The organism is Bacillus sp. B4EP4a (assembly GCF_006680105.1).
Lineage (GTDB): Bacteria > Bacillota > Bacilli > Bacillales > DSM-1321 > Peribacillus > Peribacillus simplex_E.
This window is the reverse complement of the sequence record NZ_VHIK01000005.1, coordinates 160322-181807: the sequence shown is the minus strand read 5'-3', so window position 1 is coordinate 181807 and position 21486 is coordinate 160322. Positions and strand designations below refer to the sequence as shown.

The window sequence follows — 21486 nt, the reverse complement described above, 5'->3', positions numbered from 1 at the left end:
AGGCAGAATATATGAAATTTCTGATTGCAATTTTAGGGCTGCTTATTGTTTTTGGACTAGCTTTATTAGCCAGCAGTGACCGGAAGAAAGTTAAAATTAAACCGATTATCCTCATGGTGGTCATTCAGCTTATTTTAACTTATTTATTATTGAATACGAAGTTTGGTTTAGTGATCATCAATTCGATTGCCGATGGTTTCGGAAAACTTTTAGAATGGGCAAATGAAGGGATCACATTTGTATTTGGCGGGATTGTAAACGAAGGAGCATCGCCATTCTTTTTAAATGTCCTTCTTCCAATCGTCTTCATCTCGGCATTAATCGGGATTTTACAGCACTTCAAGATCCTTCCGTTCATCATGAAGTGGATTGGATTCCTTCTAAGTAAGGTGAATGGGATGGGTAAATTGGAATCTTACAATGCGGTTGCATCAGCAATAGTGGGCCAATCCGAGGTTTTCATAACCTTGAAAAAACAACTCGGTGCCATTCCGCCATCTCGCATGTATACGCTTTGTGCATCAGCCATGTCAACTGTATCGATGTCGATCGTCGGTGCATATATGACGATGATTGAACCAAAGTACGTTGTGACGGCAATTGTTATTAACATGTTCGGTGGATTTATCATTGCATCCATTATCAATCCTTATACAGTAACGGATGAAGAGGATATTCTCCCTGTTGAAGAAGGGGCAGAGAAGCAGTCTTTCTTCGAAATGCTTGGGGAATATATCATGGATGGATTTAAGGTTGCTATCACTGTAGCAGCGATGTTAATTGGTTTCGTTGCTTTAATCGCAGGAATCAACAGCATATTCGACATGATCTTCGGAATCAGCTTCCAAGACATCATGGGGTATATCTTTGCACCGTTTGCCTTTATCATGGGTGTACCGATATCAGAAACCGTGACTGCTGGCGGAATCATGGCGACGAAGCTGGTAACCAATGAATTCGTTGCCATGCTGAGCCTAGGGGAAGCATCAGCAGCCTTGAGCGATAGGACGATAGGGATCGTTTCGGTTTTCTTGGTTTCATTCGCTAATTTCTCATCTATTGGAATCATTGCCGGTGCAGTCAAAGGACTTCATGAAAAACAGGGAAATGTTGTAGCCCGTTTCGGCTTGAAGCTGTTATACGGTGCGACTCTTGTCAGCATCTTATCAGCGATCATTGTAAGTGTGATACTTTAATTAACGGATCTAACACAAAAGGGCACTTGGGTTTACTCCTAAGTGCCTCTTTTATATTTGTACAGCAAAAATAGAAAACGATTTTTGAATTTGAAGGCGTTTGGCTTGCTGGTATATAATACATAAAATGACAGGCATGAAAGGGGAGTTTTAGGATGACGATGGCTGGAAAAGAAACGGCTATCTTTGCAGGAGGCTGTTTTTGGTGCATGGTTGCTCCCTTTGATGAAATGGATGGTATTATTTCAGTGACATCAGGTTATACAGGCGGTAAATTTGCCGCGCCTAGTTATAAACAAGTGATTACCGGTTCGACTGATCATGTTGAAGCGGTTCAAGTGGTATTCGATCCATCAATCATTTCCTATAAAACGTTATTGGAGATATTCTGGCGCCAAGTCGATCCTACGGATGACGAAGGACAGTTCTCGGATAGGGGAAAGCAATACAGGGCAGCCATTTTCTATCTTAATGAACGTCAGAAAAGGGAAGCAGAACAATCGAAGGAAGATTTAATGATGAGCGGGCGGTTTAAGAAACCTATTGTTACGGGTATTCTACCCTCGGAGAAATTTTACGAGGCTGAGGAATATCATCAAGAATTCTATCGGAAAAATCAGTTCCGCTATGCATTGTATCGTAAAGGTTCAGGCCGGGATGCTTTCATTAAAGAAAATTGGCCTAAGGATAATGCATATCTTAGAAAGACCTTAACGGAGAGTCAGTTTCATGTCACCCAGGAAAATGGCACGGAGCCGCCTTTCGATAATGCTTATTGGGATCACTTTGAAGAAGGCATTTATGTGGATGTCGTTTCTGGGGAGCCTCTATTCAGCTCTCGGGATAAGTATGATAGCGGTTGTGGGTGGCCAAGCTTCACCAAGCCAGTCATGTCCGCAAGTGTCAATGAAAAAATGGATCTCAGCCACCGAATGACCCGGACCGAGGTGCGCAGCAGGGAAGCCGATTCACACCTTGGACATGTTTTTCCTGATGGTCCAAGTCCTAAAGGCACGAGATATTGCATAAACTCTGCAGCCCTTCGATTCATTCCTAGAAATGAAATGGAGAGAGAGGGATATGGAGACTTATTAATACTTTTTAAAATGAAATAACTAGTGAGATAGGGGAACGCAAATGGATAAAATAGATGAAAATTTATATCGATATATCCTTGATAATTCATCTAAGATTACGGAAAACTGGCTGGCTTTGAGGGAAAAGCAGTCTGGGTCCATCTATTCAATGGACTCCAATGAGGAAATTGAAAAGCTTCTTAGAGAACAGAATACACTGACCATCAAGTTAGTGACAAGTGCTTTACTTGAAGATAAAACTGCTTTTATCGAAACGATGGAGCAGTGGGCCACACTTGTCGCGAAGAGCAGGGTTGAATCGGACACCCCCATTTACGAAGTGTTGGAAGCGCTTAATAAGGTTCGTGAAACATATTGGGCCTTTATCACTGATTATATGCTAAAGGATACGGGGATAACGAAGGATATAATCATCCGGTGGAGCCGGCTTATTAATCGTGCATTCGACCAGTTGAACCGTGAGTTCACAGAGCAGTATTACCTTTTGACAAAAGAACGTTTACTAGCTCAACAGGAGCTGATCAATGAACTGGGCGCCCCTGTCATTCCCATTGTTGATGCCATTGCGGTATTGCCGTTAATTGGTGAAATCGATACCTATCGGGCAAAGGAAATTTTGAATGAGACTCCAAGCAAATGCATTAGCAAAAATGTCACTCACTTATTCATCGATTTATCGGGAGTCTCCCTTTTAGATACGATGGTTGCCCAACAGATCTATCAATTGATAAGTACCCTGAACCTGTTAGGCATTCAATCGACCATTTCCGGGATTCGTCCTGAAGTGGCCCGGGCATCGATTCAGTTAGGTCTTGATTTTAGTCTGGTTTCGACACATAGTACTCTTAAACAGGCCCTTTCCAAGCAAGGGATCAAACTTTACGAGAAAAAATGATATAAGGGTGCAGAGAATGAAAAGAACCAGATCCCGCTAGGAATCTGGTTCTTTTCTGTGATTCTATAACTTGAATGAACTTTTCAACCCAACGATTTGGTTGAAGACCAAGTGATCGGCCGCAGTGAGTTTTGAATCGACATTATAATAGCCATGCCTGAAGAATTGGAATTTATCCTGAGGCTTAACATCTTTCATGTTCGGCTCAACAAATCCTTGTAAAATTTCTACAGATTCAGGGTTTACCCGGTCCAGGAATGATTTTTCTTCCTCTTCATCATTTTCTTTATCCAAGATTAAAGGCTGGTAGTTGCGGAATTCTGCTGAAACTGCTTGTGAAGCTTCGACCCAGTGCAATGTACCTTTTACTTTACGGCCAGTGAAGCCCGATCCGCTTTTCGTTTCAATGTCGTATGTGCAGCGAAGTTCAATTACGTTACCGGCTTCGTCTTTTATCACTTCTTCACATTTAATGAAATAAGCATGTTTCAAACGGACTTCATTGCCCGGGAAAAGTCGGAAATACTTTTTCGGCGGGTTTTCCATGAAATCGTCCTGTTCGATATATATTTCACGTGAAAACGGGATTTGCCGTGTGCCCATTTCAGGAACTTCCGGATTGACCTCAGCATCCAGCCATTCTACCTCGCCTTCCGGATAGTTGGTGATGACCACTTTAAGCGGATTTAGGATACCCATAGTCCGTGGAGCCTTCAGCTTTAAGTCTTCCCGCACGAAATGATCAAGCATTTGAGAGTCTACGACACCGCTTGTTTTTGCGACACCAATCTCTTGGCAGAATGCACGAATTGCTTCGGGTGTATATCCGCGTCTCCGCAAGCCTGAAACGGTAGGCATCCGTGGGTCGTCCCAGCCGTCCACGAAGCCCTCATCGACAAGCTGCTTCAGTTTTCGCTTGCTCATTACTGTATTGGTCAGGTTAAGACGGCCAAATTCATATTGTTTTGGCTTGCTTTCCATTTCACAATTTTCAACGATCCAGTCATAAAGAGGGCGTTGATCTTCGAACTCTAGCGTACAAATGGAGTGTGTGACTCCCTCGATGGCATCTTCAATTGGGTGGGCAAAGGCATACATTGGGTAGATGCACCATTTGTTGCCGGTATTATGGTGTTCAGTATGGGAGATACGGTATATGACGGGATCACGCAAATTGATGTTAGGCGAGCTCATATCGATCTTGGCACGCAATACTTTTGCACCGTTTTCGAATTCACCGCTGCGCATCTTTTCAAATAGTTCAAGATTTTCCTCGACAGTTCTATTGCGGTAGGGGCTATCTTTTCCCGGCTCAGTCAGCGTTCCGCGATATTCACGGATTTGGTCGGCATTAAGGTCGTCCACATATGCCAGTCCTTTATTGATGAGCAGCACAGCTCTTTTATACATTTCATCAAAATAGTCGGAAGCGAAGAAAAGGTTATCCCAGTCGTAACCGAGCCATTTTACATCTTCCTTAATGGAGTTGACAAACTCAATATCCTCTTTCAATGGATTCGTATCATCGAAACGAAGGTTAGTTTTCCCATTGAAATCATCAGCCACCCCAAAATTCAAAATGATTGATTTGGCGTGCCCGATATGTAAATATCCGTTCGGCTCAGGAGGGAAGCGGGTGATGACATGATCATGTTTTCCGGACTCTAGATCATCTTTTATAATATTTTTAATAAAATTCGAAGAGTTATTTTCCAACTGAATTCGACCTCTTTCATTTATATACTTCTTTTAATTTTACCTGTATATATACCATAAATACAGATATTTTTCCATGTTCGAGCCGGAATCAGGGTTTATCTGAAACAATTCATCAAGTATTTAGTTTGTACAATCAGAGAGAAAATATCCCTGAAACTTTGATCATGTAATTTAGGGAACCCAAAATAAGCAATACAGGAAGTCACGCCTGTATTGCTTATTTTAGTGATTTAGGCTCTATGACAAATTATTCTCGCTAATAGACAGATTTTAGGATGGAAATCAAAAGACTGTCGTTTGCAAAAATTCTTTTGTCCGCTCTTCTTTTGGATTGGTGAAGAATTCTTTTGGCGGGCCGCTTTCGACAACCCTCCCATTATGCATGAAGACAATCCAATCTCCTACTTCACGTGCAAAGCTCATTTCATGTGTAACGACTACCATTGTCATCCCTTCCAATGCAAGTTCCTTCATCGTGGCAAGAACTTCCCCGACAAGTTCGGGATCCAGAGCCGAGGTAGGCTCATCAAAGAGTAGGATATCAGGCTTCATGGCAAGGGCACGGGCTATGGCCACACGCTGTTTCTGCCCACCTGAGAGCTTGCTTGGATAGACATCCGCTTTATCTGATAAGCCGACTTTGGCAAGCAATGCTCTTGCTTCCTCGATTACCTTGGCCTTAGGGACCTTTTTGACGTGAGTCGGTGCTTCGATGACATTTTCAAGCACGGTCATATGCGGGAAGAGGTAGAAATGCTGAAAAACCATTCCGACTTTCTCGCGGATTTTATTAATATCATGGGTACCCGGTTGGATTTCAGTTCCTTCAATGAGGATTTGCCCGCTGTCTTTTTTCTCTAAATAATTCAAACAGCGAAGCAGGGTGCTTTTTCCGGAACCGCTTGGCCCGATCAGACAGACAACATCGCTATCCAGTACCTTCATATCAATATCTTTGAGTACATGCAGGCTTCCATACGATTTATTTAAATTCCTAATGCGAATCATTTCTTTTTGTTCCATTTCAATTCCCCCTATCGATCACTAATGGAAAGTTTCTTTTCGAATAAATTGACGATAATGGTCAGGAATGCCACTAGAATCAAGTAGTAGACCGCTACAATCAGTAAATAAGTCATTTCATCGAAATTATTCGAACCTAACGTAGTCGCCACGTTAAACAGCTCATTCATGGAGATGAAGGCTGCCAGTGATGAATCTTTCAGTCCGATGATGAATTGGTTGCCTAGCGGCGGCAATGCGCGACGGAAGGCTTGAGGTAAGATGATTCTTCTTAATGTGAGAGAGTTGCTCATGCCAAGGGAGCGCCCGGCTTCCATTTGGCCTTTATCGATGGATTGGATCGTACCACGTAAAATTTCAGAGATATAAGCTCCATTATGGAAGGCCAAGGCAAGTGACGCCGCCCAGAAGTCCGGCAGTAAGAAGAGATTGCTGATACCGAAATAGAGTATGAATATCTGTACGATTAGGGGTGTTCCCCGTACCAGGAATACATATGTATCTGAAATCCATGCAAGAATTTTTATATTGGAAATTTTTAAAAGTGCAAATAGCAATCCGATGACGATTCCTACCAATATGGAGACTACCGTCAGTTCCAATGTGAGGAGCATGGCTCGGATGAATACGTCCGAGGAGTTAAATAATGTATCAAAAAAATGTGAAAAACTTGGCAATGTAATGACTCCCTTTCTATCAATCTTTATTCAGGCTTGGTTGTGATGTCCTCACCAAAGTATTTTTTGCTGATTTCCGCAAGCGTTCCATCTTCCCGGAGGTTTTCAAGTGCTTCGTTGATACGTGCAAGCAGCTGAGGGTTGTCGTTAGGCAGTACGATGGCCTGCTCGCTTCGTTCGATCAATTGCCTTCCTTCGACGTCGAAACCTTCCTTGGCCGCTTCCTTGCCGGTTACGAAGTCGGTGATGACGGCATCATGACGTCCTCCGCTCAATGCTTTCAGGGCTGTGATATCACTGTCATAGGTTTTTACATTGGTTGTATACTTTTCTGCTGTGGTTGCGTACGTGGAGCCTTTAGAAGCCGCAACTTCCTTTCCCTTTAAATCTTCGACCGTTTTAATATCACTATCTGAGCGGACGAAAATTTGAGGACCTGAGTAGTAATAAGGGGTCGAGAAGGCAACATGTTTACTTCTTTGTTCATTGATTGTATGACTGGCAACCGCGGCATCTGCCCGACCGGTTTTGACACCTTCCACAATACCTTTGAATTTTATCCGTTTAGGTACTGGCTCCAGGTCCAGTTCCTTTGCTATTGCATCGCCGACCTCAATATCGAATCCGGTTACGGTCATGTCATCATTGACATAACTGAATGGCTTGAATTCGCCTGAGGCAGCGAAAACAAACTGGTCCTTATTGATCAGCTTGCTTCCATCCTCCAGCTGGTCCTTTTCAGCACAGCCGGACAGAAGACCGAGAACAGCCAGAATGGATACAATGAATGTAACTGATGATTTCATGATAATTTCATTTCCCCCTTTGAAAAAAACTAATAGAATGGTCTATACCCTTATGAGGCAGTGTAATAACCTCATTAACTAGGGAAATTAAAACTGAAATAAAAAAGGGTGTCCAGAACATGCCGACATTTCATTCAAGAATCCCCTTCACTATGCATTTCATAAAGGTTCTCGACCTTTGCCTTCATTTCCTTCCAAATTACCGGTAATTTCCTGAAATAATGACAATTATTATTTGGTGGAGTAAGAAATTTCAGTTAGATTCAGCGCTAGAGATGAATTTGAAACAATTCATGATGTTGTTTTAGACTCTATCGAAACCATATCTAATGAATGGGATGGGGTAAAACTGGAGGATTTCAAAAAGGGACCTCGTTGTCTGCCAACAAAATCCCGTATTGAATTGACTGACTTTAATTTTGCCCATGAATTGAAGTATAATATAGCAAAATAGAAGAAGGGCAGTTGGGAAAATGGTTAGCAACTTTGTGCAAGAACAGTTACAGGAGTTTCGCGAAAAGAATCAAGATAGAGGCCGTTTGATTATAAAGTGTCCGGACCGGCCAGGAATTGTTTCGACAGTTACTGCCTTTCTAAAAGAATATGATGCAAATATTGTTGAATTGAGTCAGTATTCGATGAATCCTGAGGGCGGTACCTTTTTCACCAGGATCGAATTCGATTGTCCGGGATTGAAGGATAGGGCAGCGGATATGCAACTGGCATTCCAGGAAGTTTCGACAGCATTCTCGATGCAATGGACATTTAACCATGTGAGTGATCTGAAGCGGACGGCAATCTTCGTTTCCAAGGAACCGCATTGTCTTCTGGAATTGCTATGGGAGTGGCAAAGCGGGGATTTATTAGCTGATATTGCGCTAGTCATCAGTAATCATGAAGATACAAGGCAAATTGTCGAATCAATGGGCATCCCATTTTATTACATTCCTGCAAATAAGGATATACGTAGGGAAGTGGAGACAAAACAGCTTGGACTTCTGGAAGAATTCAAAGTGGACCTTATTGTCTTAGCTAGGTATATGCAGATATTGACGCCGGACTTCGTAGCGGCCCATCCAAACAAGATCATCAATATACATCATTCATTTTTACCTGCATTCATTGGAGCACGGCCTTATGAAAGAGCTTATGACAGAGGTGTTAAGCTGATTGGGGCGACTTCCCATTATGTGACGAATGATTTGGATGAAGGTCCAATCATCGAGCAGGATATTGAACGTGTGGACCATCGTGATTCTGCTGGGGATATGAAGAAAATCGGTCGTTCAGCTGAACGCAGGGTGCTGGCACGTGCCGTTAAATGGCATTTGGAGGACCGCGTCCTTGTTCATGAAAATAAGACGGTAGTCTTTTAAAGTGAAACCCCCCTTTGTTCACCAAGGGGGGTTTTTAGGATGGAATTTAGTGAGTGCTAGTACGTGTACTCCACCCTTACTGAGGCAGTGATGTTCAATTCACCAGGCTGAATCGGGGTAGTCGCCATTTTTGAAAAGGTACTTGTTTGGTAAAGCATCGGTGTTGCAGTTTCAGATAGCTCTTCAACCTTATTAGGGACTGGGTTCAATGAGATTCCTAGTGTTCGGGCCATGGAGAGTGCTTTTTCGTATGCATTTTTTAAAGCGAGAGAAAGTGCCTGGTTATAGTATGCATCTGGGTTGGATAAAGAGAAGCGGATGCTGGTGATTGAATTGGCGCCGCTTCTGACGGCCGTGTCGATTATGCTTCCTATTTTCTCGATGTCGGTCGTTTGGGCTTGGATGATATGCTGGACTTTGTAGTTCTTGAACAATTCCTTTCCGTCAATATAATCATATTGCGGATCGATTCTGTAATCACTCGTTTTCAATTGCTCTTCGGGAATGCCTGCGGATTTGAGTGATGCGATGACATTTGCGATTGCTTGGGAATTGGCTTGCTGGGCCTTTTGCGGGTCCTTATCCTCTGTTATGACTCCTAGGGTGATTGTGGCTTGATCCGGAGCGGCAGATAGCGTCTCTGAGCCGGAAACTTTCATTGTATGTTCCTCGTTGCGGTAATGAACCCTATCAGGGGTATTGTATTCTTTCATTTTGACACCAGCCTTTTTTTAAAAGAGATAATCTCACCCCTATTGTACGAATTATGAACGGGAAACATGATTGAAATATCCCATTGTCATTAATTCGGTCGAATGATCACAAAAAAACACTCGGCCTGAACCGAGTGCGCGTTACTTATGAATGACTTGAACCCTGCCGACCTGGCCATCAGTCAATCTTACTTTAATTCCATGAGGGTGAGTGCTGGAGTTAGTCAAAATATCCTTTACAGTGCCGCTTGTCAGTTTTCCGCTGCGTTGATCTGCTTTAAGTACAATGTCCACAGAGGCACCTGGGGTAATGTCCTTCCGATTTTTACCGTTCATTTCAATTCAATCCTTTTCAGAGTTATTTGCAACCATTCAACCGTGCAGTAACTTCAGTATAAGGAAAACATCGGACCCAGTCGACTATTAGATAAAATCACTGTGACCATCAGCGTATTTTTTTCAATGGTTCGACAGCAGGGCCATTCAACACTTCACCAGCGATGGAGTAGCGGGAGCCATGGCATGGGCAATCCCAAGTACGGTCGCCGCTATTCCAGGCAACTTCACACCCCATGTGCGTACAAGTGGAATCGACAATATGAAGCTGGCCATCATGATCTCGGTAACACCCTGCCTTGTCTCCATTCACCTTCACGATTGCTCCTTCATCAATTCCTATGTCTTCCGGCGTTTTATGAATGACGGCCAATTTGCTTTTGATCAAATGCTTCGCTACATCAGCATTATCTTGGACTATATTCTTCATGCCTTTTAAACGGGCGGGGTCATACAAGTCTGCATAGCGGTTATCCCTTTGCAAAACCCGGTCAGTTAAGATCTTGGCCGCAATCGACCCATTCGTCATTCCCCATTTCGCATAGCCGGTAGCTATCAGAACATTTGGATTATTGGATGTCACTGGTCCGACGAAGGGGATATTATCCGGTGTCACAATATCTTGTGCCGACCAGCGGTAGGGAATGTCCTTCACATCGAAATATTGGGAACTGAAGTCCTTCAGTGCTTCATAATGCTCGATCATCGAGACTCCCTGGCCTGTTTTATGACCATCCCCGCCGACTAGTATAAGTTTTTCCCCATTGTCCAATTCCGTATAGCGAAGGGAGCGGGTAGGGCTGTCTGCACTGTAATACATCCCACCGGGATATTCCTGTTCAGTCCTGATTCCAAGTACATAGGACCTATCTACATGGACACGGGCAAAGTATAAGCCCTTTTCATCATTAAAAGGGAAGTGGGAGGCAACGATTACCTGATTGCTTTTGATTGTATGTCCAGTATCGGTCAGAACGGTAGGTGGATCGCCGTCTTCAATCTTCATAGCCGTTGTCCGTTCATAAATTTTGCCTCCACTTTCGAGAATTGTCGAAATGAGGGCAGTTAAGTATTTTAACGGGTGAAACTGTGCTTGATCTTTCATTATCACGGCAGCTTTAGAAGGGATGGAGAAAGGGATATTCTCTGAATAATCCCCCCGAATGCCGAGTTTTTGATAGGCTTTCAGTTCATTTTGAATTTTGATTTTATATTCATCTGTATTTGCGTAGACATAGGCATCCTGTGCAGTCAAATTACATTCAATGGAATGTTCTTCTACCAAGTCTTTGATCAGCTTCATTCCCTCTGCATTGGCTTCATAATAAAGTTTGGCCTTCTCTTCGCCATGGTCAGTGATCAATTGATCATAAATCAAGCCATGCTGGGCCGTGATTTTTGCTGTAGTGTGTCCTGTCGTTCCAGTTAGGATTTCGCCTGCATCAATCAGTGTGACTTTAACACCTTGTTTAGCTAGTAGATAAGCAGAAGTGATGCCAGTAATTCCGCCGCCTACTATTAAGACATCAGAGTTTATATCTGTTTCTAGTTTAGAAAAAGATGGGAAAGTTAACGCACTGCGCCAATAGGGTTCCGGAAATCGGGGAAGGTCTGTATTTTTTTCAGTCATTTGAATACCTCCATACAGTTCATTAGTAAATTGTCCATTTATTACCATACCCAAATCCGCTATTTATACGCTTATTTTTGTAAGAAGAAATATTAAAAAAATACATTATTTGGTTTGTTTACGATTACGTATACATGTAAACGAAAATAGATGTATTGTAAACAAAAACGCATACATGTTTACGAACACGTACACATGGCTATATATCAGGCGTACACATATTTGTTCCTATTGTAAACAATTCGGAAATTATAGCTACTATTAATGAAGCATTGACTATCGTGGAAACTTTTTCAGCTTCCAGAATCGTGGAGAGGAGGGCCGTTAAATATTTTAAAGGGGTGAAACTGTGCTTGGATCATGGAAGATTTACAAGGAATGGAGAAAGGGATTTCTTCTGCATAATCCCGCGAATGGCTAGTTTCGATAGGCTTTTAGTTCTTTTGGAATTTCACTTTTATATTCATCAGTATTTGCGTGAATATAGGTATCCATTGCAGTCAAATTACATTCAATGGAATGTTCTTCTACCAAGTCTTTGATAAGCCAATTCCTTCTGCATTGGCTACATAATATAGTTTGGCTTTCTTTTCACCATGTTTTAGTGAACAAACAAATCGTAAATCAGGCCATGCTGTGGTGTGTCCCGTTGATCCGTTAAGGATTTCGCCAGCCTCTATCAGTGTAACTTTAATACCTTGTTAAACTGAGTAATCCCTGTAATTCCATCGCCTACTATTAAGACATCAGAGTTTATATCTATTTCTAGTTTAGAAAAAGATGGGAAAGTTAACGCACTGCGCCAATAGGGTTCCGGAAACCGGGGAAGGTCTGATTTTTTTCAGTCATTTGAATACCTCCAAACAGTTCATTTGTAAATTGTCCATTTATTACCATATCCAAATTCGCTATTTATACGCTTATTTTTGTAAGAAGAAAGAGTAAAAAAATACATTATTTGGTTTGTTTACAAAAATGTATACATGTAAACAAAAATAGATGTAATGTACACAAATAAGTATACATGTTTACAAAAACGTACACATTGCTATATATAAGGTGTATACATACTTGTTCCTATTGTAAACAATTTGAAAACAATTCGACAAATATAGCTACAACTTATGAAGGATTGACTATCGAGGCAACTTTTTCTATCCTTAAAGGGAAAGCTTCACTTAAAATTTTTTTCTATAAAAAAGGGGATGTTTTTAGATGAGTTCTAGAATCGCAGCAGTAGACGTAGGAAATGATGCTATCAAGGCTATTTTTGGAAAGCTAGAGTCTGAACTATATATACCAAATGTCATTGCAAAAGACATAGAGGACCGTCCGGTCATTGGGATTGAGGAACTTGATGAAAAAAACCCATTGGAAGGGATTCATATTAGGGTCCATTCACCAGCCCTTCAAGATAATAATGCGATTTATCGCGTTGGGAACTTGGCGACAAAAAGTGATAATCCTACTGAATTGGATTTAGGAAGCAGTAAATCGGAAGAAGATCAAACATTAGTCATGCTTTTTGCGGCTCTTGCATTAGACGCTGCCAAGTTGGGGGACAACGATACATTCAAAAAAGTGAATAACGTTGTGGAAGCCAACTATACGCTTGGAACAGGGTTGCCACTTCGGGAGGTTAAAGAAGGGAAAGACGTCGGATACCGCTCGAAATTACTTGGTTCAGTCCACCAGGTGGAATTTTTAATTACTCCTAAATACCAAGGCATAAAGGTTAATATCAAATTTGATGAAGTGAAAGTCTATCCAGAGGGCTTTGCTGCATACATAAATTTGGTCATGGATAAAGATTTGAATATTATTAACCGTGAATTAATAGATAGAAGAATACTCATCCAGGATATCGGTGGATTATCGACGGATATCGCTGTCATTAAAAATCGTAAAGTTGACGATGACAAAGCACAAGGATTTAATTTGGGAGTAGCTGAAGCCCTTGAATCGATTCGTGAAGAAATCAGGAAGAAACATGGTGTCGAGCTGGATAGCAGGCGCGACGTCGTCGAAATCATCACGAAGAAAAATGATCGCAATCATATTATGGTTCGCGGAAGCAGGACAAGCGTCCATGATATCGTCGACCGCATTTTAGGTGAACTGGCCAAAAAGCAATATCGTCACCTGCGCAACGTATGGCAAAAAAATTCCCAAACGGAAATCTGCTATTTTGTAGGCGGGGGATCGATTGTCCTGAAAGATTACTTGAAAACATTGAATCAAAATTTCGATGGCTACAATATAGACTTTTTCGAAGATGAGCGGGAAAGCGTTTGGATGATGGCAAACGCCTATTATAAATTGATTTCGGATTTTAATCGCCGCCGGAATACAAAGGAACAGAATCAGTCACAGCAAAAGAAGAAAGAACAAAGAACGGGCTCCATTAAATAGGTGAGAGAATGAAAAAAACAGCTTCTTCTGAAATTAAAAGAGGACAAGCCATCACTTTTCGTATCCCTTCGGATGTATCAGACTATACGTTAAGACAGCTGCAGAAATTGAAGGAAACGGAAAGAAGGAATTTTTCCAGTAAAATTGCCGAGTATGTTCTCGATGGAGTCGGGCAATCCTCCCATCAGGATCGGGAAATGATTGCCCTGCCCATGCCGAACAAACTAAGCAAATCTCAGCGTGATTGGCTCAAGCATTCCCACTCAGAAGCTATGCTTGGAACGATTATGTACCACCTTTTATCCGATCCTTTACGCGCTACGGCCCTGCTTGCCTCTTTGAACAATAATGAACTGAATGAGGAACTGTATGTCCAGGCCGAGCCTGAAGATAAGGAAGCCGAGGAGGCCCCAAAATACCTGCCTAAGAAGAACCTGGATGACTTTGATTGGAGTTTGAATGAACCAGAACAACAAGTGGAAGATTCCGAACCGGAAGAGGAAAATCTCGACGATCTCCTGGGTGATTTTCTTGATCAAATGAACCAGTGAACTTTTGGAGGATATTTGACGATAAGTTGAATATCCTCCTTTTTCTTTTGCGGGGGTTAATGACACAAACCCCTTTGAACTAGACATCAGCCTTTTCCCGTAAACAACCGGGGAAAGGCTTTTTTTCGTGACGGATGTAACCCCCCCTTGTCATGGACAGACACATCCCTTCTTTGAATAAACACGCATCAACCGGCCCTTCACTTTTCAATGGCGACGGAAGAAGGTTGTTTCCCCGAATCACAATCCGGCTACCCCTTTATTCCATACAGATTAGCCGTAAGTTTAAGCGACTGTTCCAAAATTAACACATGTTATGTTGATTTTGAGAAATGCACATTTCACTTCCCATGTAACATTAGATGTGCGCCCCCTCTTTTTTAGGTCGAATATGGTGTCTTTGTCATCAGTCTTCGGAATACGTAAAAAACTGTCAAAGAATAAAAAAAGACATGGGAGTTTTAGATGAAACGATTATATAAAATTGCAGGAATATTTACCGTGTTCACCATGGCGTTCATCTCCCTCCAGTCAACGGCCGTCGGGGCAAACGAAGTGTGCGGACCCACAACGGGAACGTTGATTCAGTTATTGGACAATAAAGGGAAGGTAAAACAAACGCTGTCACTAGAGGCGAACTATTCCACCACAACGATCCGGGCAATCGTTAATGAGGCCATTACGAGGGTTTCCGACTACCCGCAAGATGTATCGAATGGGAAAAGGGGAACGGTTCGTTTGTCAAAAGGCCAGTTCACGGCGAGTGCCTTTATTATGATGAAAGCAGGGGTCACATTAGAAGGGACGATGGAGAATGGAAGACCCGTCACGACAATGTGTACCCAGCCCTCGAGCGATTCTGTCACCATAAAAATCATGGTGAGCCATACGGGCGTCAAAAACCTGATACTCGATGGGAAACGACGGACGGAAGATCCCCAAACTGGGGAACCGAGGAACTATTATGCGGCACGGAACAGGGGCATTGAGGTTACCGCAATCGATCAATCCAAATCCACGGTGGATTTGGTGTCTGTCTATTCGACTGTAAGTGATTTGCAGAGGCTTCAAAATATCCTGATCGAAGATGTTCAAATCACCGGGTATGAGGGATTTGGCATTTACTTAGAACATGTGAATGGAGTCACGATTAAAGGGTCCGATTCGAGAAAAAGAAACAAAATGATCATAAAAGATATTGGATATGCAGGCATCGGCGGTTATTCTGCGAGTAACGTGACTGTAAGGCATGCGACAGTGAGAGATCTTGGGCCAGGGGAAACGGTGGGCAATACCAAACAAAGCTATGGCATCGCCTTTAGCCACCGGAAAGACAATGCGGGAGATGCCATGACTCAATCAAAGTTCCCGCGAAGTGACACTATCGCAGTCGATGGGAATGTGGTGGCGAACAACCCTGGATGGGAAGGGATTGACACCCATTCAGGCCATAATGTTTCCTTTACGAATAATGTCATCTTAAACACGCGTTTTCCAATCATTGTCGGGGGAATGGATTACATGGGAGGGGATATCTCAGCTTACCCACCCGGCAATATTACGATTGCAGGGAATAGGATCAATGGTGAATCCTTTAATGATTATGCGTATTACGATATAGATAAAAATGCCATAGTCAGCGAACGAGGCATTGCGGTCAACGGAACGCAATTCCATGATCTTACTGAAAAAGAGATGGGATTCCTGCAAACGGTCGTGATTAAAGGCAATTATGTGAATAATGTCCAGGCTAATGTCGAGGAATGGGGAGGCATCAGCATTCATGTGACCAAAAATGCCCTTATTGAAGGCAATATCATTGAAAATTGCTTCAACAATGGGATTGTGATCCTTAGTTCCAACAAGTTCACCAAACTCAAAGGAAACATCATAAACCAAATTCATGAATCCGACGAAAAGTTCAGTTCAGCGGGCATCGGCATCAGAGGGTCGCATAATAACGGCAGCCCTACAAATGACTATGCCATTACCTCTATGAACATGAAAAATAAGGGGATTGAAAGGGATAATATATTTACCGATGTCGGGCATGAAATCCATGTACAGGACAAGACGGTTTACAACCGCCTGGATGACTGGATTGCCATCTCGGCCTTCCTTGACTGGAACAAACCTAATGTGAGGAAAAAAATCATGCAAGAAATCCATTTGATGCACTGAAAAACAAGGGGAAGGACAAATCTCTAGTGGGTTTCAAAGTTAAAACGGCCCATTCTAAAAAAGGGACAGGTCACACCTATATTAAGTGTTACATTTGTTTTCTGGGGAAAGCAATAGGCACAGCATTCAGCTGTAAATCCAATTGAATCATATTGGGTAAAAGAGGAGGTGATAAAGTGAAGGTTCTTTATTTGCATCAATATTTCAATACCGATAAAGGCAGTACCAGATCTTATGAAATAGCTAAATTTTTAGTCTCTAAAAATAATAAAGTCACCATCATCACCGGAAATACAATAGATTCGCGTGAGGGAATAAAGATCATATCAACCAAAACTAAATATAAACAAGAGTATAGTTACCTCAAAAGATTATTATCGTTTATTCATTATATGTATAAGAGTTTTTTTATTGGGGTGAAGGAGAAAGGGGTAGACGTTGTTTATGCTTCCTCGACCCCTTTGACGATTGGGTTGATAGGTATGCTTCTTGCTAAGGTGAAGCGCAGCGAATTTGTGTTTGAAGTAAGGGATTTATGGCCAGATATACCTATTGAGCTGGGAATCATCAGACATGAATGGTTAAAGAGAATTTTATTGAAGCTGGAAAGCATGATTTATTCTGCAGCTGATAAAATCATCGTGCTTTCGCCTGGAATGAAAGAAGATTTATTGAAAAAAGGAGTTAAACAAGAAAAGATTTCGACGGTTACTAACTTTGCGGATATAGACTATTTTTCACGGATTTGTTCCAAGGATAAAGAAGAAGCATTGGAAAAATTAGGTTTGAAAGCGAAGTTTATCTGTTTATATGCGGGTACATTAGGATTTATCAATAATATCGATTATATTTTACAGCTTGCCGGAAAGACTGATGACCCCGATATCGTCTATCTAATTGTAGGGGATGGAAAGGAAAAAGAGCGCTTAATTCAAGTGAAAGAGAGCAAAAAATTAAACAACGTCATTTTCTTGGATCAGGTATCTAAAAAAGAAGCGTACTTATTAATGGCCGTATCTCATATAGGTCTGTGTTTTGTACGGAATAATGAAATATTGGATAGGAATAGTCAAAATAAACTTTTTGATTTTTGGGCAGCCGGGAAACCGACATTAATAAACTATAAAGGCTGGCAACATGGGGTTATGACAAAATATGATGCAGGTCACGGTTTTGAATATAGTGAACGATCAAAGATGATAGAGTATGTAAAATCAATGAAAAGTGACAAACAAATGTATCTGAAAATACAAGGAAATATAAAGCGTTTAACCCTAAATTATGAGAAAACCAAATTGATTTCAAAGCTAGAGAGAACACTGTCGGATTTGGTTGTTAATAATCATTGAATAGTCATGGGTCTTTCAAAAATTTGATTTATTTGTATGCCTCTTACTTAACGTGTAATGAAAGATCTGATTTTGGAAAAAGGATGGAGTTCTATGGAGACTATCGTAAATACAAAGCCAGTGATAACAGGTTGGGTAAAACGGGAATACCTCAAGAACATTGAGCACATTTTGGATTCTGGCAGGTTAATTTTAGGTGATTATACCCGGAAATTTGAAGAAAGCGTCAGACAATACAGTAATTCTAAGTATGCTGTCGCACTTTCCAGTGCAACGGCAGCCATTGAAATCATTTTAAAGTATCTAGATGTTGAAGGCAAAGAAGTGATCATGCCAAGCAATACGTTTATTTCCCCAGTATATGCGGTGAAAAATGCGAAAGGAAGGGTCGTTCTTTGTGACATCAATTTAGAGGATTTCAATTTGGATTTAAATAGCCTGAAGAGCGCCGTGACTCCCAAAACGAAAGTTGTCCTAATTACGTATATTGCTGGAAAGATCCCTGATAACATCTTTGAGATTAAAGAGTTTTGTGATGAGAATGATCTTTATCTAATCGAAGATGCTTCACATGCTTTTGGTGCCGCTATAAATGGATATAATGCCGGGACAATTGGGTTTGCCGGGGTTTTTTCAATGTACCCCACTAAAATTGTTACAAGTGCCACAGGCGGTGTCATTACATCGGATGATATAGAGTTAATCAAATACTGTGAGTTGTTAAGGCACCATGGGAATGAAAATGGTGCAGTCAATCAAGTATTATCCGGTGACATGCTTCTCAGCGAATTCAATGCATTGCTGGGTTATCTGCAAGTTCAGGAAGCTTATGGCATGATCCGGGTCAGGCAGGAAATCTTCAGTTTCTATAAAGAACAATTGAATGATACTTTTCAAGTACACGGTCTTTACTTCCAAGCTTCATCTGACCACAATGAATCTTCATTTTATAAAATTATCGTCATGTCTAAAAGCAAAGAGCAATGCGAAACATTTAAAAAGCATTTAAAAGAGGGTCATATAAGCACCGGGCATTGTTATGGGGTCCCATTACATTTACAGCCCACATTGCTAGAGGAATATCCCCTTGCATCTCTCCCGAATGCCGATAGATTTCGTGAATCTCATTTCACGTTACCATGTCACTTGGATTTGTCTGATGAGGATCTGAAATACATTGTAGCGAAATGTAAACAGGCAGTGGAACATGGTTGTTAAAAATAGGATTGGAGTGGTGGGGTCAGGTCCAATAGGTTGTGCAATGATTGATGCCATTAATGAAAGTTCAAATGGAGAGGTGATGGGAATTTGGGGGAGAAGATTCCATTTTGCCAAGGAGCTTGCAAAAGAAAAAGGAGTTTCTAAAGTTTATGGATCACTGAATGAAGTTTTTGAAGATGATGAGCTGGATACTGTTTATATAGCCACTCCAAATGCTTCCCATTATGAACAAGCGATGGCAGCCATTGAGCATGGAAAGAACGTCATTGTGGAGAAAACGGCATTCATGACAGCCGATCAAGCCAATCGAGTTTTCGATGCTGCAGAAAAACAAAATGTTTTTGTGTTTGAGGCGGTGAGATCTATTTATGAACCCAACTTTCAAATTTTAAAGAATGCCATAAAAAAAATAGGGAAAATTCATGGGGCAACCCTAAAGTACCAAAACTATTCCAAGCAGTATTCGGCCTTATTGAAAGGAGAAAAAGCTCCACTTTTCGATGAAAATCATGGTGGCGGCACATTAAGAACAATTGGAATTTATCCTATTTATGCGGCCATTCAATTATTTGGTGCTCCCCTTAAAAGTTTTTATTTTAAACAGCTGATCGTAAAAAACATTGATTTAGGCGGCACGTGCATTTTTGAATATAAAGATTATAAAGTAACCATGTTGATTTCGAAAATTAACTTAACGAATGATTCAATATCGGAAATTTACGGAGAGAACGGAACTTTGCGTTTTCACTCGTTATACGATATCCGCACCATCAGTTACCGCAGTATCATTAATGACATTGAAGAAATGATTAGTGAACCTATTAGTGATAATAGTTTGCTTTATGAAATCACTGAATTTTCAGAATGGATTTTAATGAAAAATGAAACAGCTTACAGGGAACAAAAGAGCATTACACTTAAAGCGATATCTATCATTGAACAAGCTTTAAATGGAGGAACATGATGAAAAAAATATTGCTAGTAACAGCACATCCGGATGATGCGGAAATTAGTATGGGCGGTACCATTCGTAAGCTATTGAACCAAGGACATTACATTATCAACATCATATTTTCCATCCCTTCGAATATCGAGGTCAGGAAACAAGAGGCAATAGAGTCATCAAAGAATTTCGGATATGAGGTACAGTTTTCTAATTACTGTGAGGGTAATAACGTTGAGGATATTCCTCTTCATAAATTAATAAAAGAGCTCGACAATATCATTGAAAAGATGAATCCAGACGAAGTCTATACACATTGGATGAATGACAGTCACCAAGATCATCAAAAATTATCAAAGGTGGTAAGAAGCTGTTTTAGGAAAAAACAATTTACCCTATATGAATTCGAACAAATCAACCAAAACAATAACATCGCTGCCAATCAATTTCTCCCGAATATTTATAGTGATATTACAGAGTTCATGGAAGATAAAAAACAAATGATTACCATGTTCCAATCACAGCTAACCGGTTATATGGGGCACTATTTAGTGAATGCGGAGCATATCGGCAGTTGGAGGGGCTCCCAAGTGAATTGTAAATACGCGGAGACATTCCTATTAATTTTTTCAAAAGAGGTTTTGTAGGTGGAAAAAAAGAAGATAGTCGCAATTCACCAGCCTAATTACTTGCCCTGGATTGGTTTGATTCATAAGGTTTTCCAATCGGATGTTTTTATATATTTGTCTGATGTGAAATACTCTTCAAGTAATTTTCAAAATAAGACATATATTCTAGGTGCTGATGGAAAAAAGTCAAGGCTAACTGTACCGCTTCAAAAAAAACCTGAAATGTTACATGAAAAATTAATCAGTTATCATTCCCCAAATCAAAAATGGAAAAGGAATCATTTGAAGCAAATTTCGCAAGTTTATAAAAAAACTCGCCACTTTCAAGATTTTTTCCCGCTGTTGGAAGAAGCATATCAAAAACAACACGCTTTATTAGTCGATTTAAATATTCATTTAATTGAATTGATCTTAAATTACTTAAACTATGAAGGAGAAACACACCTTTCCACTGATTTTAATACATCCTTTGGAAAAACAGAGAGATTAGTCAGCCTGCTTAAGCAAACCGATGGTACATGCTATTTAAGCGGGAAAAGCGGAAAGGATTACTTGGAAGAAGAATTGTTTCGTAAAGAAGGAATCGATCTCGTCTATCAAAATTTCATTCATCCTGTCTATTATGTGAAAAATGAGACAGAATGTGTAAAAAATTTATCGATTCTTGACTGGATCATGCACTATCCGGCGGATCATATAAAAGAAACGTTAACTGAACGAATAAATTAGGCT

Annotated in this window: 19 protein-coding genes; 12 read left to right on the top strand and 7 right to left on the bottom strand. The window is 40.9% G+C overall.

Translation table 11 applies throughout. The annotated features are described in order from the left end of the window. The first annotated feature begins 11 nt into the window (after positions 1-11). The 3 genes from FNK51_RS02820 (at position 12) to FNK51_RS02810 (ending at position 3188) form a co-directional block, all read left to right on the top strand. Positions 12-1196 (top strand): NupC/NupG family nucleoside CNT transporter, encoded by a 1185-nt coding sequence (locus FNK51_RS02820; RefSeq protein ID WP_098370276.1) that lies wholly within the window; start codon positions 12-14, stop codon positions 1194-1196. A 155-nt stretch (positions 1197-1351) separates the two neighbouring features. After that, the gene (msrB, locus tag FNK51_RS02815; RefSeq protein ID WP_141992373.1) at positions 1352-2311 is read left to right on the top strand and encodes a peptide-methionine (R)-S-oxide reductase MsrB; all 960 of its coding nucleotides are present in this window, start codon (positions 1352-1354) and stop codon (positions 2309-2311) included. A gap of 22 nt (positions 2312-2333) precedes the next feature. After that, positions 2334-3188, top strand: a complete 855-nt coding sequence (locus FNK51_RS02810; RefSeq protein ID WP_141992372.1) for an STAS domain-containing protein — start codon at positions 2334-2336, stop codon at positions 3186-3188. A 63-nt stretch (positions 3189-3251) separates the two neighbouring features. Here the strand turns inward: FNK51_RS02810 and FNK51_RS02805 are convergent, their stop codons facing one another. From FNK51_RS02805 to FNK51_RS02790, 4 genes are all read right to left on the bottom strand, one after another. Continuing rightward, a complete protein-coding gene (locus FNK51_RS02805; protein WP_098370273.1) occupies positions 3252-4904 on the bottom strand; it encodes a glutamine--tRNA ligase/YqeY domain fusion protein in 1653 nt (550 codons plus the stop codon). A gap of 285 nt (positions 4905-5189) precedes the next feature. After that, the gene (locus tag FNK51_RS02800; protein ID WP_141992371.1) at positions 5190-5930 is read right to left on the bottom strand and encodes an amino acid ABC transporter ATP-binding protein; all 741 of its coding nucleotides are present in this window, start codon (positions 5928-5930) and stop codon (positions 5190-5192) included. Positions 5931-5941: 11 nt separating this feature from the next. Beyond that, entirely contained in the window at positions 5942-6607 is a 666-nt protein-coding gene (locus FNK51_RS02795; RefSeq protein WP_098370271.1) for an amino acid ABC transporter permease, read from the bottom strand. Between the two features lie 26 nt (positions 6608-6633). Then, entirely contained in the window at positions 6634-7413 is a 780-nt protein-coding gene (locus tag FNK51_RS02790) for a transporter substrate-binding domain-containing protein (protein ID WP_098370270.1), read from the bottom strand. Positions 7414-7886: 473 nt separating this feature from the next. Here FNK51_RS02790 and purU point away from each other — a divergent pair, with 473 nt between their 5' ends. After that, entirely contained in the window at positions 7887-8789 is a 903-nt protein-coding gene (purU, locus tag FNK51_RS02785; protein WP_141992370.1) for a formyltetrahydrofolate deformylase, read from the top strand. A 56-nt stretch (positions 8790-8845) separates the two neighbouring features. Here purU and FNK51_RS02780 read toward each other — a convergent pair whose 3' ends face one another. From FNK51_RS02780 to FNK51_RS02770, 3 genes are all read right to left on the bottom strand, one after another. Then, positions 8846-9448: an SIMPL domain-containing protein gene (locus FNK51_RS02780; RefSeq protein WP_181762161.1), complete on the bottom strand. Its 603-nt coding sequence runs from the start codon at positions 9446-9448 to the stop codon at positions 8846-8848. A 195-nt stretch (positions 9449-9643) separates the two neighbouring features. Further along, positions 9644-9838, bottom strand: a complete 195-nt coding sequence (locus tag FNK51_RS02775; protein WP_076368446.1) for a YwbE family protein — start codon at positions 9836-9838, stop codon at positions 9644-9646. Positions 9839-9947: 109 nt separating this feature from the next. Continuing rightward, positions 9948-11468 carry an FAD-dependent oxidoreductase gene (locus tag FNK51_RS02770; RefSeq protein WP_141992368.1) on the bottom strand — a complete coding sequence of 507 codons (1521 nt, stop codon included), beginning with the start codon at positions 11466-11468 and terminating at the stop codon, positions 9948-9950. Positions 11469-12683: 1215 nt separating this feature from the next. Between FNK51_RS02770 and FNK51_RS02765 the strand changes: the two genes are divergently transcribed. The 8 genes from FNK51_RS02765 (at position 12684) to FNK51_RS02730 (ending at position 21483) form a co-directional block, all read left to right on the top strand. After that, positions 12684-13880, top strand: coding sequence for a ParM/StbA family protein (locus FNK51_RS02765; RefSeq protein WP_141992367.1), 1197 nt, complete (start codon positions 12684-12686; stop codon positions 13878-13880). An 8-nt stretch (positions 13881-13888) separates the two neighbouring features. Further along, entirely contained in the window at positions 13889-14431 is a 543-nt protein-coding gene (locus FNK51_RS02760) for a hypothetical protein (protein WP_141992366.1), read from the top strand. Between the two features lie 465 nt (positions 14432-14896). Beyond that, positions 14897-16612 (top strand): right-handed parallel beta-helix repeat-containing protein, encoded by a 1716-nt coding sequence (locus FNK51_RS02755; protein ID WP_141992365.1) that lies wholly within the window; start codon positions 14897-14899, stop codon positions 16610-16612. Between the two features lie 176 nt (positions 16613-16788). Next, complete coding sequence (locus FNK51_RS02750) at positions 16789-17961, top strand: glycosyltransferase family 4 protein (RefSeq protein ID WP_181762160.1); 1173 nt, start codon at positions 16789-16791, stop codon at positions 17959-17961. Between the two features lie 93 nt (positions 17962-18054). Next, entirely contained in the window at positions 18055-19179 is a 1125-nt protein-coding gene (locus FNK51_RS02745; RefSeq protein WP_181762159.1) for a DegT/DnrJ/EryC1/StrS family aminotransferase, read from the top strand. Then, positions 19169-20146, top strand: coding sequence for a Gfo/Idh/MocA family protein (locus tag FNK51_RS02740; protein ID WP_141992362.1), 978 nt, complete (start codon positions 19169-19171; stop codon positions 20144-20146). Before FNK51_RS02745 ends, FNK51_RS02740 begins: the two co-directional genes overlap by 11 nt. Next, entirely contained in the window at positions 20146-20772 is a 627-nt protein-coding gene (locus tag FNK51_RS02735; RefSeq protein ID WP_179891001.1) for a PIG-L deacetylase family protein, read from the top strand. Before FNK51_RS02740 ends, FNK51_RS02735 begins: the two co-directional genes overlap by 1 nt. Next, positions 20773-21483 carry a WbqC family protein gene (locus FNK51_RS02730; RefSeq protein ID WP_141992361.1) on the top strand — a complete coding sequence of 237 codons (711 nt, stop codon included), beginning with the start codon at positions 20773-20775 and terminating at the stop codon, positions 21481-21483. The last annotated feature ends 3 nt before the right edge of the window (positions 21484-21486 follow it).